The following is a 23,196-nucleotide window of genomic DNA, read 5'->3' as shown; positions in this document are numbered from 1 at the left end:
GTCTGCGGTTACCGTCGCCGATGTGATCGACAAACGCGCCCGTCTGCTCTGCCTTGCCACCGCCCTCGCGCTGGCGGGCGGTGCCGTCGCCTGCACGGGCAAGGATGCCGCACCGACCGGGATCGCGCTCGTCAACGCCGATTCCGGGCCCACCGGTGAACGGGTGGCCAAGGCGGTGCAGGACGCGGGCGGCTACGAATGGACGGTCGCGAAGCCCGGCGAGATCGAGGCGGGCGACTATGCCGCCGTGATCACCCTGCCCGCCGATCTCACCGCGTCGATGGCCACCCTGGCCACCCCGGAACCCAAGCGCGCCAAGGTCACCGTCACCACCCACGACGACGCCGATACGAACACGGTGAACGGCGCGGTCGACGCGGTGACCCACCGGATCGGCGCGTCCGGCGTCGACGCCGCACTCGCCGCCGTCTCGCAGGCGCGCAACCAGATGACCTCCGTCCAATTCACCGCCCAGCTACTCAGCGCGGGCGTGAACGCGGCAGCGGACGGCGCAGGCCAGTTCAGTGGCGGCGCACAGGAGATGCTCGGCTTCCTCGACTACGCGAAAGAGGGCGCGGGCCAACTCACTTCGGCCATCGAGCTGCTGAATCAGACGGTCGACGGCGCGGCCAAACAGGCCAACCAGCTGGCCGACGCGCTCGGCGCCACCGGCGTCACCATCGCGGGCGTGCAGAGCAGTGCGGCCGCCTTGGGCTCTGGCCTCGACCAGATCCTGCCGCTACTGCGAGCCCTCCCCTTCGCGGGCGACCCGCAGCTGGCCGACATCATCACCAAACTCGAAGCACTACGCGGGGTTTCGACTCAGGCAGGCACTCAACTCGACGGGCTCAGCGAATTGACCGGCGCCGCAGTCGATCCCAATACCGACCTCGGGACCCTCCTGCGCACCGTCGTCGCCCGCCTCAACAGCGCCCGCGACCAGCTCACGCAGGGCGCCGAACTGGCCAAGGGTCTGCCCACTCTCGCCGAAGAGGGTGGCGCCCAACTTGTTTCGGCCATCGAACAACTCACCGGTGGCGTAGGCGCTCTGCAGAACATCGTCGGCAACCTCAACACCCAAACCGCCAAGGCCCTCGAAGCCCTCCCCCCACGCGGCCAGTCGCAACAGTCCGCCCTCGCATTGGCACTCACCGACCCCGTGGAAGTCGTTCGGGAGTGAACGCACTGCGGCCCGGTCGATGCCGACCGGGCCGCAACGATTTTCGGAGATCAGGGCAGCACCTGCGGGATGATGTCCGGCGCGGCCACCCCGACCACCGCGCCGATCAACGCGCCGACCAACGCGTTCGGCAGACCCACCAAGCCGACGCACGGCAGGTAGAGGATCATCGTGGTGATCATCGGGATACACACGACGGCGGCGACGATCACGCCGATGCCCGCGCCGACGGCGGCGGCGTTCTGGACCGGGTCGGGGAATTGCGCGGTGGGCGAGGTCGCGATGCTCTTCAGTTCCTCGCTCGCCGCCGCGGTGGGCCGCGGGGTCACCGTCATGCTTCGCCCGTCGGCCGCGATCTCGGTCGCCATGGCGATCACATTGCCGCTGACCGTGGTGAACGAGGTGGGGATCTCGCCGATCGGATCGCCGGTCGCCGACTCGACGATCACCCGGCCCACATCGGGTGCGAGCAGGAACCTGCCCTCGTCGACCGACGCGGAAACGGTCCGCAGATCCGGGGCGACAGTGGTGCGGAACCCCTGCCCCGCGCTCGACAGTCCGGCCGCGTACTGCGTCTGCTGATCGGCCTCCGCCGAGCACACACCGGCCCCGGCGAGCCCCATCGCGACGGGTAGCGCCACCGCCAGCGCACGGCGAACAAGATGGTGTTGGAACATGATCGAGAATCTCCCTCCCGAAACTCCCGAAGAACCCGGCCCCGGGCGAATCGAACAAGTCACTGTCATGGACAACGCATTGGCAACGAATCACGCGGGAGCGCAAGCTCCGTCATACGCGGGGCACATTACCCCGCGCCGAGAGGCCGGGAGTCTTTACCCCTGAAACAGCGACGGCCCGTACCTCCGTGCGGAGGTACGGGCCGGGAAAGCTGAGATCAGCTCGCGTTGAGCAGGTCGATCACGAAGACCAGGGTCTTGCCCGACAGCGCGTGGCCCGAACCGGCGGAGCCGTAGGCGAGCTCCGGCGGGATGGTCAGCTGACGACGGCCGCCGACCTTCATGCCGGGAATGCCGTCCTGCCAGCCCTGGATCAGGCCGCGCAGCGGGAAGGTGATGGATTCGCCGCGATCCCAGGAGGAGTCGAACTGCTCACCGTTGTCGAACTCGACGCCGACGTAGTGCACCTCGACGGTGCCACCGGCCACCGCTTCCTTGCCTTCGCCCTCGATGAGGTCGGTGATGACGAGCTCGGTGGGCGCGGGGCCCTCCTGGAAATCGATCTCCGGCTTGGTCATGCGGGCTATCCCCTTCGATAGATTGCTTTACCCAACAAAAGTGTCCAACAACAGCCGATTGAAACTAGCGGTTGTCGATCGCACGATAGTCGCGTTCGCCGTAACCGGTGTAGATCTGGCGCGGGCGGCCGATCTTGAGCGGCTCGGAGTGCATCTCACGCCAGTGCGCGATCCAGCCCGGCAGCCGGCCCATCGCGAACAGCACGGTGAACATGCGGGTCGGGAAGCCCATGGCCCGGTAGATGACGCCGGTGTAGAAGTCGACGTTCGGGTACAGGCGACGCGACACGAAGTAGTCGTCGGTGAGGGCGGCCTCTTCGAGCTGCTTGGCGATGTCGAGCAGCTGGTCGTCGCCGCCGATCTTCGACAGGATCTTGTCGGCGGCCTGCTTGACCAGCGTCGCGCGCGGGTCGTAGTTGCGGTAGACGCGGTGCCCGAAGCCCATGAGCTTCACGCCGTCTTCCTTGTTCTTGACCTTGCGGATGAATTCCTTGACGTCGCCGCCGTTGGCCTTGATCTCGTCGAGCATCTCGAGCACGGCCTGGTTGGCGCCGCCGTGCAGCGGGCCCCACAGCGCGTTGATGCCACCGGATACCGAGGTGAACAGGTTGGCGTCGGAGGAGCCGACGAGGCGCACGGTCGAGGTGGAGCAGTTCTGCTCGTGGTCGGCGTGCAGGATCAGCAGCATGTCGAGCGCGGCGGCGACCTCGGGGTCGACCTCATACGGCTCGGCGGGGAACCCGAAGGTCATCCGCAGGAAGTTCTCGACCAGCGACAGCGAGTTGTCGGGGTAGAGGAACGGCTGGCCGACCGACTTCTTGTACGAGTAGGCCGCGATGGTCGGCAGCTTCGCCAGCAGGCGGATGGTCGACAGCTCGACCTGCTCGGGATCGCGCGGGTCCAGCGAGTCCTGGTAGTACGCCGACAGCGCGTTCACCGCGGACGACAGCACCGGCATGGGGTGCGCGTTGCGCGGGAAGCCGTCGAAGAACCGCTTCAGGTCCTCGTGCAGCAGGGTGTGGCGACGGATGCGATCGGTGAAATCGTCGAGCTGGGCCTGGGTCGGCAGCTCGCCGTAGATGAGCAGGTAGCTGACCTCGATGAAGGTCGAGCGGCCCGCCAGCTGGTCGATCGGGTAGCCGCGGTAGCGCAGGATGCCCGCTTCACCGTCGATGTAGGTGATCGCCGACTTGGTCGACGCGGTGTTCATGAAACCGGGGTCATAGGTGACGTAACCGGTGCTGGCCAGCAGCTTGCCCAAGTCGAGCCCGTCGTTACCCTCCGCGGCCTTGGTGACCGAGATCGGGAACTCGCCACCGGGGTACTGGAGTACCGCCTTGGCGTCTTCGGTGACGTTGGTGATGTTCTCAGCGGGCACGGAAGGATCCCTCTCAGGCTAGAACCGTAGGCACCGATGCGGTCGGCACAGGTGCACTTGCGCTAACGCTAGCTGTTGTTCGGACAGGGCAAGCAATCAGGGTTGTCCTGTCCGGTTCTCACACCGGCCGCGTGCGGCGGTGAGGTCGATGCGGGGCCGGGGACCTGCGCCGATCCCCTTTTCCGTACCTGTACCCAGCCTGCCCGCGACGGCGCTGTCGCGAACGGAATCGGTGCTCGAATCCGATTGCCGCACAACTCAATTCGCTGCCGGCGCGGAGTGTGCGCGAGCTACTCGGTAACGCACGAAGGCGGGGAAGGCCAGCGCGGCGAGCACCACGCCGAGCACCACCAGCACGCCGCCACCGGCGGCAGCTACAGCAGTACCCATGCTCGCCGCCGCGAAACCGTGGGCAACATCACCGATCCGCGGCCCACCTGCGACGACCACGATGAACACGCCCTGCAAACGCCCGCGCATCTCGTCGGTGGACACATTGAGCAACATAGCCGTGCGAAAGGCTGCCGAGACCATGTCGGCCGCGCCGCCGAGCGCCAGGAACACCACCGCGATCGCCAGCCACACGCCAAGCCCGAACCACCGCCCGGCCAACCCCACCGCCAGGCCGAACCCGACCATCGTCACGCCCCAGATCGCGATGCACACGAGCACCGCCAGCCCCTGCCTGCGCACGCGCGGAATCCACCCGGAGAACACCCCGCCCAGCACCGACCCGACCGCCATCGCCGCGAACAGCAGGCCGAGGGCCACGCCGCCTTCGGCCGGATCGTGGAAGGTCTCATGCGCGATCTGCGGATACAGCGCGCGGGCAAGGCCGAACACCATGGCGATCAGGTCGACGACGAACGAGGCGAGCAGGATGCGCTGCCCAGCGAGGTAGCGGAAGCCGTCGAGCACGGTGCGCAGCCCGGCCCGGCGCTGCGCACCGGTCGGCGGGAAGGCGGGCAACTGCCAGACCGCCCACAGCGTCGCGAGCAGGGCGATCGCGTCGATCAGATACAGCGTGGACAGCCCGATCACCGGAATGAGCAGCCCGGCCAGCACCGGTCCCGCGATCGCGCCGACGTGGAACACGGTCATGCTCAGCGAACTGGCCGAGGCCATCTGCTCCGGCGGCAGCAACCGGGCGACCAGGGCGCTACGGGTGGGCTGATTGACCGCGAAGAACGCCTGCTGAATCGCGAAAAGCCCGAGAACGACCCACACATTGTTCACCCCGAGCGCGGCCTGCACCCAGAACGCGACAGTGGTCAGACCCGTACCTGCCGTCGTGATGACGAGCAGGGTCCGCCGATCCATCACATCGGCGAGCGCGCCGCCCCACAGCCCGAACACCACCAGCGGAACCAGACCGAAGAGACCGGCCAAGCCGACGTAACCGGAACTGCCGGTGATCTGGAAGATCTGCTGCGGCACCGCGACCACCGAGAGCTGCGCGCCGATGACGGTGACGATATTGGTCGTCCAGAGTCTGCGATAGTCGCGATTGCGCAGTGGTTCGGTGTCGGCGAGCAGCTTCACTCACCGCAGATTAGCCACATCCGTGTGGTCATCCCATGTTTGGGCGCGGTGAGATAGCCCACCACCCGTTACGGCTGCAAGCGTTCGACCAGTGTGTTCGGCCCGTCGATCCGAACCACGATGCGGTTGTGCAGCCTGCCGTGCCTGCCCTGCCAGAACTCCACCTCGTCGGGGCGCAGCAAGTAGCCGCCCCAGAACGGGGGCACCGGAATGTCGTCGACATCGGCGAACCGGGCCGTCGTCTCGGCCAGCACGCGATCCAGTTCGGCCCGCGAGGCCACCGGCCGCGACTGCTGCGAAGCCCACGCGCCCAGCCGCGATTCCCGCGGCCGCGCCGCCCAGTAAGCCGCGGTCACGTCGGCGGACACCCGCTCGGTCACCCCGCGCACATGCACCTGTCTGGCGAGCGCGGGCCAGACGAAACTCGCCGCCGCGTACGGATCGGCGGCGAGCTGGGCGCCCTTGGCCGAGTCGTAGTTCGTATAGAAGGTGACGCCGTCGGGCGAGAGTCCCTTGCACAGGACCGTGCGCGCCACCGGTCGCGGCGCCGGGCCCGTGAGCGAGACGGTTGCCAGCACCATCGCGTTCGGTTCGGCGACTCCTCGGCTACGCGCGTGCTCGATCCAATTGCGCAGCAACGGTTCCCAGCCACCCGCCACCCAGGTCTCGTCGAGATCGGTTTCATCAGCGGGAACGGAGAGCGGATTGCCGTAATCGACGCGCATCGCGGCGAGGTCTGCCACGCGGTCTTGGTCACGCATAGGGCTGAGATTACCCGCTGGCAAGTTCGGGTCTAGGGTTGCGAAAGATCGCCATGCCCCTGCAAGGAGAGTCACCATGACTGCCAGCTCGGTACCACAGGATTTCGTCAGCGGATTGGAAGGCGTGGTGGCCTTCACCACCGACATCGCCGAGCCGGACAAGGACGGTGGCGCCCTGCGATATCGGGGCGTCGACATCCAGGATCTGGTCACCGACCAGGTGACTTTCGGCGACGTGTGGGCCCTGCTGGTCGACGGTGAGTTCGGTCGCGGGCTGCCACCGGCCGAGCCGTTCCCGCTGCCGGTGCACACCGGTGACGTGCGCGTCGACGTGCAGGCGGGCCTGGCCATGCTCGCCCCGATCTGGGGCTACGAGCCGCTGCTCGACATCGACGACGAGACCGCCCGCGAGAACCTCGCCCGCGCCTCGGTGATGGCGCTGTCGTACGTGGCGCAGTCCGCGCGCGGCATCTATCAGCCCGCCGTTCCACAGCGCAAGATCGACGAGTGCGACACCGTCACCGAGCGGTTCATGACCCGCTGGAAGGGTGACCCCGACCCGCGCCACACCGAGGCGATCGACGCCTACTGGGTGTCGGCGGCCGAGCACGGCATGAACGCCTCCACCTTCACCGCCCGCGTCATCGCCTCCACCGGCGCCGACGTGGCGGCCTCGCTGTCCGGCGCGATCGGCGCCATGTCCGGCCCGCTGCACGGTGGCGCGCCCGCCCGCGTGCTCCCGATGATCGAGGCCGTCGAAAAGTCCGGTGACGCACGGGCATTGGTCAAGGGCATCCTTGACCGCAAAGAGAAGCTGATGGGCTTCGGCCACCGCGTCTACCGCGCCGAGGACCCCCGCGCCCGCGTGCTCCGGGCCACCGCCCAGCGCCTCGACGCCCCCCGCTTCGAGGTGGCCGCCGCACTCGAGCAGGCCGCGCTGGCCGAGCTGCGCGAACGTCGTCCGGATCGCGCCATCGAGACCAACGTCGAGTTCTGGGCCGCGGTCATCCTCGACTTCGCCGAGGTCCCGGCCCACATGATGCCCGCGATGTTCACCTGCGGCCGGACCGCCGGTTGGTGTGCCCACATCCTCGAGCAGAAGCAGCTGGGCAAGCTCGTCCGCCCCGCCGCCATCTACACCGGCCCCGGCCCCCGTACACCGGCCGAGGTTCCGGGCTGGTCCACCATCACGCAGCACTGAGTCGTCGAACCGGGTGCCGGATCACCCGGCATCCGGTTCACTCTCAGCTAATTACCGCCTCTCATGATTGACCTGGTGGTACGCGTCCAGCGCGCTCATGGGCCGAATCCGCGATAGCATCCCAGCGAACATTTTCGCGAGGGGTGGCTTGTGGACAGCAATGGTTTGTCGCGGCGTCGTCTGCTCACTGTCGGTGCCGCTCTCACTGCCGGGCTGACAACGGGATGCGCTGTCGCACAAGGTGATTCGATCGGGACGGGTCACACCCTTGCGGAGCCCGTCGCCCCGGTGAACGCGCAGCCGCTCGCCACCGGGGAGGCGGTGTCGATACCGTTCCCCGCGCAGGTCGCTGCCCGGCACGCGGGCGCAGTGCCCCAGCAGTGGGGTGTCGATCTGGCGGGCATCACCAGCAGCTTCCCCGCCCATGGCAAACAGTTCGCGCTCACCTTCGACGCGTGCGGCGGGCACGGGAACAGCGCCATCGACCAGCCACTGATCGACTTCCTGATCGCCGAGCAGATCCCGGCCACCTTGTTCCTCAACAAGCGGTGGGTCGACGCCGATCCGGCTCGGGTGCAGCTACTCGGCGCGAATCCGCTGTTCGAGCTGGCCAACCACGGTTCCGCGCACAAGCCGCTCTCCGTATCCGGACGTTCCGCCTACCGGATCGCCGGCACGGGTTCGGCCGAGGAAGCCGCCTACGAGGTGTGGGACAACCATCAGCGCATCACCGAACTCACCGGCCGCGCACCGCGCTTCTTTCGTACCGGCACCGCCCACTACGACGAGGTGGCGGTCGCCATCGTCAACGAATTGGGCGAGACGCCACTGGGTTTCACCGTGAATGCCGACTTCGGCGCCACAGCTTCCCCGGGCCAGGTCCAGCGCGCGATGAGCGCCGCCGCCCCCGGTGGGATCGCCCTCGCGCACATGCACCGGCCCGGCTCCGGCACCGCCGCGGGCATGGCGGCCGCGCTGCCCGCGCTACGCGCCGCGGGCTACACCTTCGTTCACCTCTGACACCGGCCGACCGGGCAAGGACCTCGATCCGGCAGCAGCCGCTTCAGGACAGTGCGGCGAAATCGATCGCGACGGAATCTCCACGGTCGACGGTGAAGAAGGCTGCCGCGAGACGAGTGCCCAATTCGATCTGCCCGACCGCCGCCAACGGCACCGGCTGGATCAGGCGCACCCGCCACGGCGACGGCTCGTCCCAGGCCCGCAGTTCCAGGTCCAAGCGCAGCACCGGATCCTCGCGCCCCGTGTAATCGGCCGCGACCGGCGCCACCGCGAGGACCGTCGCCTCGGCCCGGCGCCCGTTGGCCAGGATCTTGGCGGCCGAGCGGCGGCCCGCTACCGGTGTCTCTGGCACGAATAATGCCACCCGTTCCCGATCTCCCGGATCGACACGACAGCCGACGAGGTCGCCGGGACACATGCATTCCAGATCCTGGCTACGCACCCGCTGCCGCACCCGCGCGTCATAGGCCAGCTCACCGGGCAGCTTCACCCGCACCGAGAACCGATATCCACCCTCTCCGCGCCGGGTTCGCACCGACAGCACGGTCGCGGTCGCGGACAACCCCCTGAGCAGCAATTCCCGCCGCCCACTTTCAGACAGCAATCCCGGCCGCCGCCCGAACGCCCACACCCACCGGTCGAGCATCGTCCGCCCGGTGTCGACCGCAACAAGGCTCATGGCGAGAGACTAATGCCAACCCTGTTCCCACAGGGGCAAATTCCCCGCACTCCGCGCCACACCCAGCCCACCCATCACCGCCGACCGTACAGATCCCACAACCCACCGACCGCTACCCAGCGCTGGTTCCCCATTTTCCCCACGCCACCACCGACCCCGAGTGTCCCGCCTCACACCGCCACCCACCCCGACGACCACGATCCCCGCACCACTAAACTCGCCCCCATGACCAGTGCGTTCCCGACCATTCCCGCCGACCTCTTGCCCGCCGACGGACGGTTCGGCTGCGGTCCGTCCAAGGTCCGTCCGGAGCAGCTGCAGTCCCTGGTGTCTGTCGGCGCCTCGGTCTTCGGCACCTCGCATCGCCAGAAGCCGGTCAAGGACGTGGTCGCCCGCGTTCGCAACGGCCTGCGTGCGCTGTTCTCCCTGCCCGACGGCTACGAGGTCGTGCTCGGCAACGGTGGCACTACCGCGTTCTGGGATGCCGCCGCCTTCGGCCTGATCCGCGAGCGTTCGCTGCACCTGACCAACGGCGAGTTCTCCTCGAAGTTCGCCTCGGTGGCCAAGGGCAACCCCTTCATCGGTGACCCGATCGTCGTCAAGGCCGAGCCGGGTAGCGCGCCCGAGCCCGTGTCGGACCCTTCGGTCGACCTCATCGGCTGGGCCCAGAACGAGACCTCCACCGGTGTGTCCATCCCCGTCTCGCGTCCGGTCGGTTCGGAGAACGCTCTCATCGCCATCGACGCCACCTCGGGTGCGGGCGGTCTGCCGGTGAACATCGCCGACTCCGACGTGTACTACTTCGCCCCGCAGAAGTGCTTCGCCGCCGACGGTGGCCTGTGGATCGCGATCATGAGCCCGGCCGCGCTGGCCCGTGTCGCCGAGATCAAGGAATCGGGTCGCTGGACCCCGGAGTTCCTTTCGCTGCCGATCGCGGTCGACAACTCCTCCAAGGACCAGACCTACAACACCCCGGCGCTGGCCACCCTGCTGCTGTTCGCCGACCAGATCGAGTGGATGAACGCCAACGGCGGCCTCGACTGGACCGTGAAGCGCACCCTGGATTCGTCCTCGCGGCTGTACTCGTGGGCCGAGTCGAGCTCCTTCGCCACCCCGTACGTCACCGATCCGGCGCACCGCTCGCAGGTCGTCGGCACCATCGACTTCGACGACGCGGTCGACGCGGCCCAGGTCGCCAAGATCCTGCGCGCCAACGGCATCGTCGACACCGAGCCCTACCGCAAGCTGGGCCGTAACCAGCTGCGTGTCGGCATGTTCCCGGCGATCGACCCGGAAGATGTTTCGCAGCTGACCCGTTCGATCGACTGGGTCGTCGGCCAGCTCTGAGATAAGACCGCGATAGGGCCGGTGCCCGGTGAACCCATTCGGTTCGCCGGGCACCGGCCCTTCTTGCTTTCAGTGCACACATTCGCAATATTCGCCGGGTTTCGGCAGATCTCGGTACCGAGATTTGATGTTGATCTATCACCAAAACGCCTGTACACAAGCGGAATTCGTGCGGTGAGCCGCTCAGATTAGCCCCCTGGGCAGCCCTGGCGTGCGATTTAAGTCGTGCGTGTCTGCTGCCGCGGCCAAGTAATGTGCACTACTGTCAAGGAAAGTGGGCGGTGTCGTAGCCGACGCGATAGGGAGGTAACGGTGCGTGAACTTCGAGTGATCGGGGTGACGCCCGACTCCACCCACATCGTGTGCAGCGACACCGAGTCCGGTACCAAGTTCCGGTTGCCCGCCGATGACAAGCTCCGCGCCGCGGCGCGCGGCGACCTCGCACGATTCGGCCAGATCGAGATCGAAACGGAGGCGACTATGCGTCCTCGCGATATCCAGGCCCGTATTCGCGCTGGAGCGTCCGTCGAGCAGGTCACGGCAGAGTCCGGTATGCCGGAATCCAAAGTCGAACGATTCGCCTATCCCGTCCTGCTCGAGCGTGCGCGCGCCGCCGAATTGGCGCAGAAGGCGCATCCGGTGCGCCCCGACGGCCCCTCGGTCGAAACGCTGCACGAGATCGTCACCGCGGCCTTCGCCGAGCGCGGACACACCATCGAGCAGGCCGAGTGGGACGCCTGGAAAGACGAAAAGGGTTTCTGGGTCGCCCAATTGCAGTGGCGGCACGGACACTCCGAGATCGCGGCGCACTGGCGCTACCAGCCCGACGCGCACGGCGGTTCGGTGTCTCCCCTCGACGATCCGGCCAACGACCTGATCGATCCCGACTTCGGCCGCGCGCTGCGTGGGCTGGCGACGATCCTGCCCACGCCGGTTCCGGCCGCCTCGCCGGTGCTCGAACCGCCGACCCCGGTGGAGCCGCGCCCGCGCGAGCAGATCGCCGCGCCCGCCGCCCGCCCGCAGAGCCGTCCGGCGCCCAATGTGGACGAGTACTACGAGCAGCGTCAGGTAGCGGCAGGCGGTGGGACGGCGGCGATTCCGGCCGCGCCCATCCCCGCGGCACCGATCCCCGCCGCCACTCCGAAGCCCGCTGCGCCGATTCCTGCTGCTCCCACTGCGCCTAGTCAGCCTGCGGCGCAACAAGAGAAGCCCGCTGAGGAGCCGGCGGTCGAGAAGCCCGCACCGAAACCAGCGCGCACGAAGCGCGGCAAGGCTCCCATGCCTTCGTGGGAAGACGTCCTGTTGGGCGTCCGCAGCTCCGGCAACTAGGCGCACCGAGATGGCGCGAGTACGCGGGTAACTCACCGGGTACGAGCTGGCACCTCGCCGCTGGAGACCGTCGGCCACCGACATGACGAAACTTCCGACTGGGCCTGGCCTTGATCCACGTAAGTGGCGGATCAGTTGCCCATGTTCTTGCGAGATCGGTTGATTCGGTCCGAATGGGAGGTGGTGACTCATGTCGGCAGCTTCAACGCTCTGGTATGTCGATACGGCCGATCCAGTTGCGGTGCTGCGGGGGAAGGTCGAGTCAGATCCCGTTGCGGCGGCCGCGCTGGCCGGGCAGTTGTACGAGGACCACGATGTTCGCCCGCACATGGTCGGGACGCTGGGTGGGTGCGCGGCGCCGGATCGGGATGAGGTCTATATCGGGTGTTATCCCGGGTTGACCGTGGTGTGCACGGCCGAGGCCGCGCTGGTCCACCCGACGAAGCTGCCCGATCTGCTGGTGCGCCCGCTCGCGTCCGAGCACACGTTTCTCGTGTCCTACGACCAGAAACCGCACTGGGGCGCGTTCGCGCATTGGGAGCGCGGCGAATTCCGGCGGTCGTTCAGTTCTACCCGGGCGGACATTCTCGAGAACGAGGGGCTCCCGATGGTGTGGGAGCGGACGTTCTGGGCCGGTGAACACCCCGTCCCGTGGCACGGCGAGGACCGTCCCGAACCGCAGTCGCTGCCGTTCGATCCTCCCGATTTCGCCGACGCCGCCAATGCCGAATGGCTCGGTTTCCGCTACCTGACTCCGGCCGGGCCCGGCCTGCTCGCCCCCGGTGATCTCGCGGTCTGCGGTTTCACGCTGTATCCGAAAGGCCAGGCGCCGGAACAGAAGCACGCGCTGATGGGGCGACCAGGTGCGGCGACGCGGCGCAAGCGTGGCCTCTTCGGCTGGCTGCGCGGCGCCGACCGGGTGCTGTGACCGCCTCAGCTGAGCACGTAGACGATCGCGGCGATCCAACCGAGCACCACCGCCGCGGCCGCACCCGCCAGCACCCACCGCACCACCGGCGTGAACCGCCAACGCCACGCCGTCGGGGCCACCCCGACCACGGCCACCACGTTCACCCCGATCGCGAGCAGCGGATTGACCGCGGCCAGCGCACATCCGAAGGCGAACACCGCGACCCCACCGAGCAGCGCGACCAGCACGACAACGGTGCCGCCCGCCGCCCACGGCACCGGATCCGCTTGCGCCCGATAGGGCCCCTCACATTCCTGACTCATGACATGCGCACACGTTCGTAGAAGGCCATCGCCGCGGCGGTCGCGACATTGAGCGAATCGGTTCCGGGTGACATCGGAATCCGCGCGCGAATATCGGTGGCGCGCATGGCTTCTTCGGTCAGGCCCGGCCCCTCGGCGCCGAGCAGCAGCGCCACCCGCTCCCCTGTCATCGCCGTCGCCAGATTCACCGCTTCGGGATTCGGCGTCAACGCGATGACCTGGAAACCCTTGTCCCGCAGACTATCCAGGCTGCGCGGCCAGTGCGGCAGTTGCGCGAACGGCACCCGCAGCACGTGGCCCATCGACACCCGCACGGCCCGCCGGTACAGCGGATCGGCACATCGGTCGCCGAACAGCACCGCGTCCGCGCCGAGCCCCGCGGCATTGCGGAACATCGAACCCAGGTTCTCGTGATCGTTGACGCCCTCGAGCACGGCCACCGTGCGCGCACCGTCGAGCACCTCGTCCACGGTGAGTTCAGCCGGGCGCGGCGCGACGGCGAGCACCCCGCGATTGAGATGGAAGCCGACCACCTCGGCCATCACCTCGGCGCTCGCGCGGTAGTACGGCAGCTCGTGATCGGCGAGGTCGCCGGCGAGGGTCTCGAAGCGTTTCCCGACACCGAGCAGGGCGCTCGGCACGAAACGCGAGTCGAGCATCCGCTGCACGACTACCACGCCCTCGGCGATGACCAGGCCTTTTCGCCCCGGCAGGTCCGGCCTGCGGTCGGCATTGGACAGGTCACGGAAGTCGTCGACGCGCGGGTCGGTGGGGTCGTCGATATCGATCACTTCGGCCACCGGCTAATCCTGGCATGCTGGAAGCATGAAGATTGTCCAGTTGATCTTGAACGTGCTCTGGGTGGTGCTCTGCGGGTTCTGGATGGCGCTGGGGTACCTGCTCGCGGCACTGATCTGTTTCATCCTGATCGTCACCATCCCGTTCGGGATCGCGTCACTACGGCTGGCCGGGTACGTGCTGTGGCCGTTCGGCCGCACGGTCGTCGACAAACCGAGCGCGGGCGCGGGCTCACTGATCGGCAATGTGATCTGGTTCGTCTTCGCGGGCTGGTGGCTGGCGCTCGGCCATGTGTTCACCAGCATCGCGCTGGCGGTGACGATCATCGGCCTGCCCTTCGCCTGGGCCAATCTCAAGCTGGTGCCGCTATCGCTGTTCCCGCTCGGCCACGACGTGGTCTCGGCCGACGACGCCAGGCAACCGCGCTGATCACTCCGATTCGGCGACGATCTGGTTCATGATGCCGACGGCTTCGCCGAGCACCGCGATCTGCTCGGAGCTCAGGCCGGCGAGCTGACCGGTCATCCACACCTCGCGGGCGTTGGTCTCGTCGGCGATCAGCGCGCGACCGGCGGACGAGAGCGAGACGATGATCTGTCTGCCGTCGGTCGGGTGCGGACGGCGCTGGACCAGGTCGAGGTCGGCGAGCGAGGCGATGACCCGGGTCATCGACGGCGGTTGCACACGTTCTTTGCCTGCCAGCGCGCCGGGCGTCATGGCGCCATCACGAGCCAGCGTCGCCAAAGCCGACAGCTGAGTGAGCGAGATCTGCGCGTCGGAACGGCGTCCGCGCAGGTGTCTCGTGAGCCGTACGACGGCCAGTGATAGGTCACCGGCCAGGGCACGGACGTCCGATGGCGTTGTCACAGTGCAGAACTCTACGGTAAGTCCGGCTGTGCTGATGGGTTTCACACGGCTACTGTTTGGGTATGGACGCCGGACCCGTCAGTCCCGAGATACCGCACCTGCCCCGATTCCTGGTCGATCCGCGCCCGGTCGTGCTGGGTGGCTTCGCCCTGTGGGCCATCGCGACGGTGGTCGTGTGGATGAACGCGAGCTGGGCCGATGCCCGCCCGGTGTGCCTGATGGGGCTCGTTGTGGGGGTGATGGGGTCCTCGATCTTCCTGGCGCAGCGACGTTCCGCCCGTCGCGGCGACAAGGGCGCGCAGGTGGGGCTCGACACCGACTAGGCGTATTTCAGGTCACCGCGAATTCGTCGCTGGTCCCGGTGACGGGGCGGAGCGTGCCGTCAGTGCCCAGCGCGTCGGCGTAGTGCACGAATCGGTGCACCCCGGGTTCGGCGGTCGCGGGGATGTCCCAGGTGAAGCGTGCGATCGACACCGCCGTGCCCTCTTTGCGCCAGTGGAAGCGAACGTCCCATTCGCCCTCGTTGGCTACCCGCGTCCAGCCCGCCGCGGTCTTTCGCTGCACGTCGAGGAAGGTGTCGCCGCGGCGTGGGTTGTGTTTCGGATGGGCCGAGACGAATTCGACGGCGACCTGTTCGCCGCGCCGACCGGGTGACGGCTGGATCAGCACATCACCGAAGCCGCGGCCCCGCGGTGTCTCGTCAGGCCCTGGCGCGGCGGCGAAGTTCGGTTGCAGCGCGGAGACATCACGCGGCGCCGGGCCGCGCCCGACCGGCTGCCCGGCGGCGAATGCCTCTGCCAGCCTGGTGAATTCCTGCACATACCCGCACAGCGTGTAGCGGCCGAACAGCGTCGAGGCGCCCTCGTACTGCTGTGAGTCGTATTCCTCAGGCGTGGTGACATATTCGTGGTAGCTGTTCGTATAGCCCTGTAGCAGCACTTGTTCCAGCTCGACGCCGAGCACCGCCGCCACCGCGCGTCGCACGCGCAGCCCGGCGACGATCGTGAATTCCGCGCCCGCGGCGGCCAGGTACAGGTCACCGAGGCGAATCAGCTGGATCGGCACCACATTCGGCACCCACGGCACCGGGGGCATCAGCCCGAGCGGGGCGAAGATCGCCTTGGGCGCCTGGGCGTCGGCGAGCCAGGCCGGGTGCGGATGGTCGATGCCGCCGAGGAAGTCGACCATCGGATTGCGCACGCCCTCGGGGATCGGGCCGCCGGGCAGGCCGGGGCCGTCCTCCACGCTGCCTGCCGCCAGGGACACGCCCGCCGCGGCCGGCGAGGTGCGTCGCGGGGCGCCGTCGGGGGTGAAGCGGCCGTCGATCGTCAGGGCGGCGAGGTCGATGTAGCAGAGGATCGAGGCGACTTCGGCCGGCTGCGTAGCGCCCTTGGCCGCGGCCGCTTTCGCCGCCGCGTGCTGGCGTTCGCCGAGAATCCTGGTGTTGTCGAATTCGTCGGTGGTCGGTCCGTTGCCGGGCGTGAGACCGAGGTTGGGCGACATGTCACCGGCGTTGGTCTGCGCGAAGGCGGCGATGAATTCGGCGCCGTCGAGGTGGCGAACACCGTGTTCGAGGTGTTCGGCGGCGTAGCTCGCGTAGCCCTTGTTGTCGGAGCTGATCAGGCGGTTCGCGTTGGTCATCGAGGTGTTGTGGGTAGCGAACCAGGTGAGCGAACCGACCGGACGGCCATTTCTGGCGAAGGTCAACGTGGTCACCGCCGGGTCGATCGCCTCGGGGAAGGCGGCGCGATCGGCGGCCGGATTGCGGTCGAAGGCCACGCGCGAGCGGTTCACGCTGGCATCGTGCAATTGCGCGCGGCCCAGGGTGATGGCGCCGGGCGCGAAATCCGCGTCGGCCGCGACGATCGCCTCGACGATGCCGTCGACCTCGGCGTCGAAGACCTGCCGCTGAAATCCCAGCGTCGCCAGCGTGTAGGCGTAGTCGTGTGCGGAACCGCCACAACTGGCGTGGGTGTGGGTGGAGGTGAGCACGACATTTCGCTCGGAATACCGGTCACCGAAACGGCGGGCGAGCGCGAGCAGCACCGCGCCGTGGACCGACCCGAACACCGCGCCGTTCTCCACCGCGACGAACGCGATCCGATTTCCACCCGCGCCGATCACGAACGCACGCGCACGGGGGCGCAGATGAATTCCCGCCGTGGTCTGTTCGAGTTGGGAGTAACCCATCATGCCGCATTCCGCGGCCGGGCCCGTGAGATCGGCGATGCCGAGCCCGAATTCGAATCCACCCGGATTTGCCTGTGCGACCGGCATTCCCAAGCTGGAGAGGACGGGCAGCGCAGTGGCACCCAGTGCCGAGGCGGCGAGAACGGTACGGCGGGACAGGGACATCGGGCGACTCCTTCGCAACTTCCATTTCGGAGACAACCACATCAACTGGTCAAATGTCCAGTATTTTCTGGCGGACCGGCGAATTGACTGTTCGTGGCGCGAGCGCTTAACTCGCACAGTGTCCTCCCGATTGAGTGTCGAAGAACGACGGGCCCACCTGATCGAGGCAGCGATCGGTCTCGCCGAGAAAAAGGGCGTGGCGGGCGTGACCACGCGTGATGTCGCCCAAGCGGCCGGCGTCTCGCTAGGTGTGGTGCATTACTGTTTCGAAAACAAGGACGCGCTGATGACCGAGCTGGTCAAAGCGCTCTCGATGGAATTGCGCGATTCCGTCGATGCCGATGAATCGGTATGGGAAGACGCCGGAACAGGAAAAGAAGCACTTCAGAAATTGGTGCGCCGCGGATTGGAACTGATGTGGCGCAACATCGAAGCCACTCCCGAACGGCAGTTGCTCACCTACGAGACCACCACCTACGCGCTGCGCGAGGGTGAGTCGACGCCGGCCAAACTGGCGATCGCCCGCGAACAGTACGGGTTCAACGACAACACCGTCGCCGATGTGATCGACCATTGCCGGGAAGCGACCGAAACGCAATGGAACACCCCGGTGACGACGCTGAGCCGGTTCATTCTCAACGTGATCGACGGGATCGTGCTGCGGTGGCTGGTCGATGACGACAGCGAGTCGGTGCAGGTTCAGCTCGATCTGCTCGCCGAGATGATCACCGCCCACGCCGGTTCTGCTAGCCGCGCGGCACCTGGACGTGCGTGACGTCGCCCTCGCACCACCACGGGACGCGGACGGTGCCCGAGAGCGCGCCGCGCAGGTGCACTTCGAGGGTTTCGTGCAGGACCAACTCGCCGGTGGTGTCCTGGGGCGACCACAGCTGACGCAACACTACGCCCAAAGGTGCTGCGGCCCACGTACTTCGGCTACCCGTGCCGAGCACCTCGGCGCTGACCTCCTCGGAGACCAGGGGTAGGTCGAGGAGGGTGGCCAGCGCTTCGGCGTGTTCGGTGTCGCCGACGACCAAGCGTTCCGGGGGAACGACGAGGCCGAAGCAGGGCTGGTCGAGGACCATGGCGGTGCTCGCGTCGACGACGTCACCGGACAGGGCCCGGATCTGTTCGGGGAGATCGAGTTCGCGCGGGTCGAGGGCGCCTGACGCGACCGCGGCGGCTAAGCGGGCGTTGGTGCGGGCGATCACCTCGGGCGCTGGGGATTTCGACGGATCGGCCAGTGCGTCGAGGAGTTCCTCGGCCAGCGCGGCTGACATCACATCGGGGCGGACCAGCACCGGGCGCAAAGTGTCGAGGTCGGTTCCCTCGATCCCCGCCACCGCGAAAGTCGGTAGGAGTCCGCCGAATTCGTTGTCGTCGGGGTGGTGCAGGCGGCCCAGCGGGATGCCGCCGATGTGGGCGTGGCGGTGCAGCCACCAGGTGGTGTAGCCGTCGCGATCGGCGAGCAGTGCGCGGGTGCGCGGCTCGGAGAGCAAGTGGCGCAGGGCTTCCGGCCAGCGGTCCTCGTCGACCAGGTCGAGGTCGCGGACCGCCGTGAGCGTGCGCGGGTCTTCGGAAAGACTGTTCCACCAGGACTGTTCGTCGTCGAGGTCGTGATCGGGGCCGATCGGCTCGGGGTCGGTGAGGACCGCGAAACCCCAGCCGACACCGATCGCCCGCAAGGCTTGCTCGCCGTACTCGGCGACGACCGCGTCGGCGATGGTGGCGAAGGGCGCGTCGTCGGCCAGGACATCGGCCAGCGGGGCTCCGGGGAGCAGTAGCTCGTCGGCCGGACGGAGTTCGCCTGTGTCGTCGGGTAATTCGAGGAGGCCGAGCCAGTCGGGCAACGCGTCCGGCGAGGCGAACGGCGCCAGCTGGAGTACCGCGGTGACGGTGTCCGGGTCGGCCGGATCCTGCTCGAGCAGATCGTGTAGGCCGGGGTCGGTGAGTAGGTCGTCCGCGTTCGCGCTGCGGGCGCCGAGGCGGCCGAGCAGCGGATGCGTGGCGTCCGGGTGGACCAGTCGAGCCCAGTGCACCGGCACGGCCACGGTGAGCTGATCATCGAGCACCACGGTCCTCGGCCCGGTGACCAAACGGCCGTCGGCCAGCGGCACTGCGAGCGCGCCGAACTCCTCGGCGGTCCTGGTATCGACGACGAACGGTTCCAGCGCGGCGTAAAACCGCCGCCACCACCGTGGTTCGCGTTCCAGTCCACTCGACAGCTCGGCCAGCGCGGCCGGGCCGAGCCGATGGACATCGAGGACCGCCAGCTTGTCCTGACCGGCGCGGCCGGACAGTTCCGGAATCACCAGCGGGCCGGTGATCTCGGCCAGCAGCGCAGCCGATTCCGGTGTGAGATCAGGGAATACGCTCGCGCGGGTCGGCATGGCGGACGGGTAGTCGACTCCGCTCGGGGCGGAACCATCAGCGGCGAACGGGTCAGGGAGGTTGTCACCTCCTGGCTCGGACTCAGCGGCCATGAGCAGGGCATCGAAGTCGGGAAGATAGCTACCCGAAGGGGTTTCGGTGAGGTCGACTTCCGGAGACGTGAAGGTCTGCGGTTCGAGCTCGCCGGGTTCCAGTGGATCCCAGGAGCTCGCTTGCGCGGTGTCGCGCGTCGCGCACACGGGCAGCCAAGGATTGGCGCGAAGTTCGGCGATGAGGGCTTCGCGGAGAATCGCGTCTGCCTCACTGCGCGCGAAACCGGGCGTGGGGACCAGGACGAGGCGGTCCTGAGGCGGGAGCGCGCGGGCGAAGTCGGCGTAACCCGTGGCCAATTCGGTGAGGCGGGCGCCGGGGAGGAGGCGGCGGCGGTCGGGTTGCATCGGGATGTCCGCGACCAGGACCGCGGGGAGCGAGAGTTCCTCGTCGGAGCGGGTGGGGGCGCGCAGGACATCCGGGGCGGTCGCGACGGGGCGGCCATGACGGAGCGGGAGAAGCCAGCGGGCTCTGGGCGTGCGGTATTGCCACCACGCTCGGCGGGTGCCGGACGGGAGGGTGATTGTCAGCTGGGAGAGCGTCCCGGGCGCGTCGACGTCGGCTCCAGCAGCGTGGGCGACATCGGCGGCAGCGGCAGCGTTAGTCGCGGCAGCTGCAGCGACATCGGCGGCAGCGGCGGTGGCGCCCGGCTGCGTGGCGTCCGCTCGAGGGGCATCCACAGGGTCAGCGCTGGTGGTGAGAACGCTGACCGTACTGGTGAATTCGTCGGATTCTATTCGGATGCGCTGGAGGGCCGGGAGTTCCAGGAGGAGGTCGGGGGCCTCGGCTCGCATGGCGTCGAGGAGGGCTTCGTGGTCGATGTCGTCGCGCAGGTGTACGACGATCTCGGTATCGGTGCCCGCGAGCGGGGTGGTCGGGACCGGCCAGGCCAGGCGCAGGACAGGGGGTGCGATCGACGCGAGGTCGTCGGGGATGGTGATGCCGATGTCGTGCAGGTCGTTCAGCGTCGCCGTGCGCGAGAAGCGGATGGAGCCGGTGGTCGAGCGGACCTCGATCTCGTCGCCGACCGACCGCACCGCGGTGAAGCCGACGCCGAAGCGGCCGACCTCGGTGGTGTCGGATTTGCCGGAGGCACGCAGTGCCGTCAGTGCGTGTACGCCGGAAACGCTCAGTGGCGCACCGGTATTCGCGACGTGCAACCGGCCGTCGAGCACCCGCACGATCAACTCACCCGCGACACCGGCTTTCGCCGCGGCGTCGGCCGCGTTCTGCGCGAGCTCGGTGAGCAGCCGATCCCGGTAGCCCGCGGCCACCAGATCCGCCTCACTGGCACTGTCCTCACGCAGCCTCGTCGGCGAATCCCGCCACGCCGCGAGCACTCCGGCCCGCAGCTGCGCGGTACCGAACGGATCCGGCACTCCGTTCAGCGCGACACCGACGATCCGTGCTCACTCAGGTCAGCCGATTCCGCCGTTTCGCCGGATCCCGCACCACCCGACGCCGCGGCATCGCCTTCCGCGGGCACATCGGCACTTACCTCTGCGGTCTCGGCGGGAGCTTCCGCGTCCGACGTGGCGTCGACGGCAGGTGCGGCTTCGGTCTTCGCGTCGCCTTCGGCCTCGACGGGCCGCACATCGCCGGCGGCGGGTTCGGCAGAGTCGGTGGATTCAGTAGCGACGGCAGGTTCGGCCAGGGCAGCAACCGTGGCGTCCGAAGCGATCTCGGCGGTGACGACCTCGTCGGCCGACTCCGGCAGCGTGCCCTCGGCGAGCGCCGCACGCTCGGCGTCGGCAGCGGCGACTGCTTCGGCCTCCGCGGTCTCCTGCTGGTCGCCCGCCCGCTCCGCCGCGGCCTCGCCGACCTCGGTCAACGAGTCAGCGGGATCAGCCACGGCCTCGACGTCCGAAGGTGCGGGCTCGGCGGCGATCGTTCCAGCCGCGACCTCCACGACCTCGATCGCGGGGTCGGAGGTCGTCTCGGCGACAACCTCCACAACCACCGTTGCGTGGTCGACGTCATCGGACACGGCCGCGACGTCGACCGCCGCCGGGGCGTCGGCTGCCTGCACGTCGGCCGATGCCGAAGCGTCAGCCGCAGCCTCACCGACTGGTACCGAAGCGTCGGGTGTGGCCTCATCGACCACTGCCGAAGCATCAGCCACGGCCTCGTCGACCGTTGCCGGTGCGGCGGCCTCGTCGATCGCGTTCTCGACCGCCGGTCGGACGATGTCGACGAAGTCAACCGCGTGGTCGTCGAAGGCCTCGTACAGGGGCGACCCGTTGCCGCTGGGGGCGACTACGTCGGAGTGGGCGCCGCAGCCGTATTCGCTGTGGACGACGTGGCCGTCGGCGCCCATCGCGTTGCCGCAGACGCCGAAGGATTCGCGCAGGGCGCCGGCGAGTGGCAGGTAGAAGCCGCACATGCCGCAGGTACCGGGGGCGGCCTTGGCCATCTCGGTGTCGGGGCCGAATTCGGTGAACCAGCGCTGGGCGGCGTCGGCGCGGCCTTCGACGCTGAGCACCTGGACGCGGCCGAGGCCGACCTCGCGGGCCACCTCGTCGATCACCGGGTCACCGGTGGCGACGTAGCCGGGGACAAGGCGGGGGTCGTCGGCGGGGGCGGCGAGCAGGTCGCCGGGGCCGAGGTCGCCGGGGCGGACTCGCTGGTCCCACGGGATGAAATCGGGGGCGATCAGGGCGTCGAGGGCAGGCAGCAACGCCGACTCGCTCACCGTCGCGTGGTCGGCGCCGGGGGGCGCGGCGACCACGACGGCCCACTGCCAGCCGCGGTAGCCGGGCAGGGTCGCCTCGAACCGGTGGGTGGCCGCGGTGTCGTCCTCGGCGCTCACCCCCAGATGGACTCCTACCCCGTCGGGTTCCAACGCGACGAGCGCACGACGTGCGACCTCGGCCGCGTCGGCCAGAACAGGACGCACGCCGGACTCCGAAACAGATACTGCGCTCACGACATACATTTTGCCGTATGAAGTGCAATCGCAGTTCGTTGGCCGTCGCAGTGCTGGTCAGTGTGCTCGGCGCGGGGGCCTGTAGCGGACCGGAGGAGCCAGGGCCGCCGCGGTTACGAGTGGAGGTGATCGGCTCGTCACCGCACGATCCGCAGGCCTTCACCCAGGGCCTGGAGGTGGTCGACGGCGTCCGCTACGAGAGCACCGGAATGTGGGGCGTGTCGACCGCGCGGGCCGCCGACCAGCGCACGGGCGCCGAAACGGCCCGCGTCGACCTACCCGGCCGGATCTTCGGCGAGGGGATGACCAAGGCGGGCGCGATCGTCTGGCAGCTGACGTGGCAGGACGGCTTCGCCATCGCCCGCGACCCGGTGACCCTCGCCGAAACCGGTCGCGCCGACTATCAGGGTGAGGGCTGGGGATTGTGCGCACAGCCACACCGGCTGGTGATGAGCGACGGCACCGGCACCCTCACCTTCCGCGACCCGGTGACGTTCGCGCAGACCGGTTCGGTGACCCTGTCCGGCTACCGCGATCCGAAGCCGAACGAACTCGACTGCGCCGAGGACGGCACCGTGTACGCCAACAACTACCCGTCGGACGAGATACTCCACATCGATCCACAGACCGGCCGGGTGCTCGCCGTCATCGAGGCGGGCGGCCTGCTCACCCCCGCCGAACGACAAGGCACCGACGTGCTCAACGGCATCGCGCACCTGCCCGGCACCGACCGGTTCCTGCTGACCGGAAAATATTGGCCGCGCATGTTCGAAGTGCGATTCGTCGGAAAATAACCGCCGGTGGCCGACATTGCTCCGGCGCGGGTGAACACGCACAGCCCGAG

General features: G+C 68.3%; 21 protein-coding genes and 1 pseudogene. 10 read left to right on the top strand and 12 right to left on the bottom strand.

Annotation, left to right across the window (positions count from 1 at the left end):
- The first annotated feature begins 22 nt into the window (after positions 1-22).
- Positions 23-1,180: a YhgE/Pip domain-containing protein gene (locus ACWZHB_RS31830; protein ID WP_427905416.1), complete on the top strand. Its 1,158-nt coding sequence runs from the start codon at positions 23-25 to the stop codon at positions 1,178-1,180.
- A 50-nt stretch (positions 1,181-1,230) separates the two neighbouring features.
- Here the strand turns inward: ACWZHB_RS31830 and ACWZHB_RS31825 are convergent, their stop codons facing one another.
- From ACWZHB_RS31825 to pdxH, 5 genes are all read right to left on the bottom strand, one after another.
- Positions 1,231-1,857 (bottom strand): hypothetical protein, encoded by a 627-nt coding sequence (locus ACWZHB_RS31825; RefSeq protein WP_427905415.1) that lies wholly within the window; start codon positions 1,855-1,857, stop codon positions 1,231-1,233.
- 218 nt (positions 1,858-2,075) lie between these two features.
- Positions 2,076-2,435, bottom strand: coding sequence for an FKBP-type peptidyl-prolyl cis-trans isomerase (locus tag ACWZHB_RS31820; protein ID WP_427905414.1), 360 nt, complete (start codon positions 2,433-2,435; stop codon positions 2,076-2,078).
- A gap of 64 nt (positions 2,436-2,499) precedes the next feature.
- Positions 2,500-3,813: a citrate synthase gene (locus ACWZHB_RS31815; protein ID WP_101464504.1), complete on the bottom strand. Its 1,314-nt coding sequence runs from the start codon at positions 3,811-3,813 to the stop codon at positions 2,500-2,502.
- 258 nt (positions 3,814-4,071) lie between these two features.
- Positions 4,072-5,355: an MFS transporter gene (locus tag ACWZHB_RS31810; RefSeq protein ID WP_427905413.1), complete on the bottom strand. Its 1,284-nt coding sequence runs from the start codon at positions 5,353-5,355 to the stop codon at positions 4,072-4,074.
- A 68-nt stretch (positions 5,356-5,423) separates the two neighbouring features.
- A complete protein-coding gene (gene pdxH, locus ACWZHB_RS31805; protein ID WP_427905412.1) occupies positions 5,424-6,116 on the bottom strand; it encodes a pyridoxamine 5'-phosphate oxidase in 693 nt (230 codons plus the stop codon).
- A 76-nt stretch (positions 6,117-6,192) separates the two neighbouring features.
- On the opposite strand from pdxH, the gene ACWZHB_RS31800 reads away from it, so the two are divergent.
- Together ACWZHB_RS31800 and ACWZHB_RS31795 are read left to right on the top strand one after the other, a co-directional pair.
- Positions 6,193-7,317: a citrate synthase 2 gene (locus ACWZHB_RS31800; RefSeq protein ID WP_427905411.1), complete on the top strand. Its 1,125-nt coding sequence runs from the start codon at positions 6,193-6,195 to the stop codon at positions 7,315-7,317.
- A 150-nt stretch (positions 7,318-7,467) separates the two neighbouring features.
- Entirely contained in the window at positions 7,468-8,337 is an 870-nt protein-coding gene (locus ACWZHB_RS31795) for a polysaccharide deacetylase family protein (protein WP_427905410.1), read from the top strand.
- A gap of 43 nt (positions 8,338-8,380) precedes the next feature.
- Here ACWZHB_RS31795 and ACWZHB_RS31790 read toward each other — a convergent pair whose 3' ends face one another.
- A complete protein-coding gene (locus ACWZHB_RS31790; protein ID WP_427905409.1) occupies positions 8,381-9,016 on the bottom strand; it encodes a hypothetical protein in 636 nt (211 codons plus the stop codon).
- A 225-nt stretch (positions 9,017-9,241) separates the two neighbouring features.
- Between ACWZHB_RS31790 and serC the strand changes: the two genes are divergently transcribed.
- The 3 genes from serC (at position 9,242) to ACWZHB_RS31775 (ending at position 12,620) form a co-directional block, all read left to right on the top strand.
- Positions 9,242-10,363 carry a phosphoserine transaminase gene (gene serC, locus ACWZHB_RS31785; protein ID WP_427905408.1) on the top strand — a complete coding sequence of 374 codons (1,122 nt, stop codon included), beginning with the start codon at positions 9,242-9,244 and terminating at the stop codon, positions 10,361-10,363.
- 312 nt (positions 10,364-10,675) lie between these two features.
- On the top strand, positions 10,676-11,692 hold the full coding sequence (gene sepH, locus ACWZHB_RS31780; protein ID WP_427905407.1) for a septation protein SepH: 1,017 nt from the start codon (positions 10,676-10,678) through the stop codon (positions 11,690-11,692).
- Between the two features lie 190 nt (positions 11,693-11,882).
- Complete coding sequence (locus ACWZHB_RS31775) at positions 11,883-12,620, top strand: DUF6928 family protein (protein WP_427905406.1); 738 nt, start codon at positions 11,883-11,885, stop codon at positions 12,618-12,620.
- 5 nt (positions 12,621-12,625) lie between these two features.
- On the opposite strand, the gene ACWZHB_RS31770 is transcribed toward ACWZHB_RS31775, so the two are convergent.
- Both ACWZHB_RS31770 and ACWZHB_RS31765 read right to left on the bottom strand, forming a co-directional pair.
- Positions 12,626-12,925: a DUF2537 domain-containing protein gene (locus ACWZHB_RS31770; RefSeq protein ID WP_427905405.1), complete on the bottom strand. Its 300-nt coding sequence runs from the start codon at positions 12,923-12,925 to the stop codon at positions 12,626-12,628.
- On the bottom strand, positions 12,922-13,725 hold the full coding sequence (locus ACWZHB_RS31765; protein WP_427905404.1) for a TrmH family RNA methyltransferase: 804 nt from the start codon (positions 13,723-13,725) through the stop codon (positions 12,922-12,924). Before ACWZHB_RS31765 ends, ACWZHB_RS31770 begins: the two co-directional genes overlap by 4 nt.
- A gap of 25 nt (positions 13,726-13,750) precedes the next feature.
- Between ACWZHB_RS31765 and ACWZHB_RS31760 the strand changes: the two genes are divergently transcribed.
- The gene (locus ACWZHB_RS31760; RefSeq protein WP_427905403.1) at positions 13,751-14,152 is read left to right on the top strand and encodes a YccF domain-containing protein; all 402 of its coding nucleotides are present in this window, start codon (positions 13,751-13,753) and stop codon (positions 14,150-14,152) included.
- Here ACWZHB_RS31760 and ACWZHB_RS31755 read toward each other — a convergent pair whose 3' ends face one another.
- Positions 14,153-14,590 carry a MarR family winged helix-turn-helix transcriptional regulator gene (locus ACWZHB_RS31755; RefSeq protein ID WP_427905402.1) on the bottom strand — a complete coding sequence of 146 codons (438 nt, stop codon included), beginning with the start codon at positions 14,588-14,590 and terminating at the stop codon, positions 14,153-14,155.
- A gap of 62 nt (positions 14,591-14,652) precedes the next feature.
- Between ACWZHB_RS31755 and ACWZHB_RS31750 the strand changes: the two genes are divergently transcribed.
- Positions 14,653-14,913, top strand: coding sequence for a DUF2530 domain-containing protein (locus ACWZHB_RS31750; RefSeq protein ID WP_427905401.1), 261 nt, complete (start codon positions 14,653-14,655; stop codon positions 14,911-14,913).
- Between the two features lie 7 nt (positions 14,914-14,920).
- Here ACWZHB_RS31750 and ACWZHB_RS31745 read toward each other — a convergent pair whose 3' ends face one another.
- Complete coding sequence (locus ACWZHB_RS31745) at positions 14,921-16,945, bottom strand: neutral/alkaline ceramidase (RefSeq protein WP_427905400.1); 2,025 nt, start codon at positions 16,943-16,945, stop codon at positions 14,921-14,923.
- On the opposite strand from ACWZHB_RS31745, the gene ACWZHB_RS31740 reads away from it, so the two are divergent.
- On the top strand, positions 16,896-17,720 hold the full coding sequence (locus ACWZHB_RS31740; protein ID WP_427905399.1) for a TetR/AcrR family transcriptional regulator: 825 nt from the start codon (positions 16,896-16,898) through the stop codon (positions 17,718-17,720). The two genes, ACWZHB_RS31745 and ACWZHB_RS31740, sit on opposite strands and share 50 nt — an antisense overlap.
- Here the strand turns inward: ACWZHB_RS31740 and ACWZHB_RS31735 are convergent.
- Positions 17,692-20,805 (bottom strand): sacsin N-terminal ATP-binding-like domain-containing protein, encoded by a 3,114-nt coding sequence (locus tag ACWZHB_RS31735; protein ID WP_427905398.1) that lies wholly within the window; start codon positions 20,803-20,805, stop codon positions 17,692-17,694. The two genes, ACWZHB_RS31740 and ACWZHB_RS31735, sit on opposite strands and share 29 nt — an antisense overlap.
- Positions 20,806-21,533: 728 nt before the next feature.
- Positions 21,534-22,361: pseudogene (locus ACWZHB_RS31730) on the bottom strand (DUF3027 domain-containing protein); the annotation flags it as partial.
- Between the two features lie 8 nt (positions 22,362-22,369).
- Here ACWZHB_RS31730 and ACWZHB_RS31725 point away from each other — a divergent pair.
- Entirely contained in the window at positions 22,370-23,146 is a 777-nt protein-coding gene (locus ACWZHB_RS31725) for a glutaminyl-peptide cyclotransferase (RefSeq protein ID WP_427905397.1), read from the top strand.
- Positions 23,147-23,196 lie beyond the last annotated feature (50 nt).

This window comes from Nocardia sp. FBN12, assembly GCF_054031145.1.
Note: the sequence above shows the minus strand (reverse complement) of the source record. Positions and strands in the feature narration are given on the sequence as shown.

Excerpts from the sequence above, each read along its gene's own strand:
- ACWZHB_RS31800 (WP_427905411.1), top strand. The coding sequence starts at position 6,193 with ATGACTGCCAGCTCGGTACCACAGGATTTCGTCAGCGGATTGGAAGGC.
- ACWZHB_RS31825 (WP_427905415.1), bottom strand. The coding sequence starts at position 1,857 with ATGTTCCAACACCATCTTGTTCGCCGTGCGCTGGCGGTGGCGCTACCC.
- ACWZHB_RS31775 (WP_427905406.1), top strand. The coding sequence starts at position 11,883 with ATGTCGGCAGCTTCAACGCTCTGGTATGTCGATACGGCCGATCCAGTT.
- ACWZHB_RS31725 (WP_427905397.1), top strand. The coding sequence starts at position 22,370 with ATGAAGTGCAATCGCAGTTCGTTGGCCGTCGCAGTGCTGGTCAGTGTG.
- ACWZHB_RS31790 (WP_427905409.1), bottom strand. The coding sequence starts at position 9,016 with ATGAGCCTTGTTGCGGTCGACACCGGGCGGACGATGCTCGACCGGTGG.
- ACWZHB_RS31760 (WP_427905403.1), top strand. The coding sequence starts at position 13,751 with ATGAAGATTGTCCAGTTGATCTTGAACGTGCTCTGGGTGGTGCTCTGC.
- pdxH (WP_427905412.1), bottom strand. The coding sequence starts at position 6,116 with ATGCGTGACCAAGACCGCGTGGCAGACCTCGCCGCGATGCGCGTCGAT.
- ACWZHB_RS31745 (WP_427905400.1), bottom strand. The coding sequence starts at position 16,945 with ATGTCCCTGTCCCGCCGTACCGTTCTCGCCGCCTCGGCACTGGGTGCC.
- serC (WP_427905408.1), top strand. The coding sequence starts at position 9,242 with ATGACCAGTGCGTTCCCGACCATTCCCGCCGACCTCTTGCCCGCCGAC.
- ACWZHB_RS31770 (WP_427905405.1), bottom strand. The coding sequence starts at position 12,925 with ATGAGTCAGGAATGTGAGGGGCCCTATCGGGCGCAAGCGGATCCGGTG.
- ACWZHB_RS31750 (WP_427905401.1), top strand. The coding sequence starts at position 14,653 with ATGGACGCCGGACCCGTCAGTCCCGAGATACCGCACCTGCCCCGATTC.
- ACWZHB_RS31820 (WP_427905414.1), bottom strand. The coding sequence starts at position 2,435 with ATGACCAAGCCGGAGATCGATTTCCAGGAGGGCCCCGCGCCCACCGAG.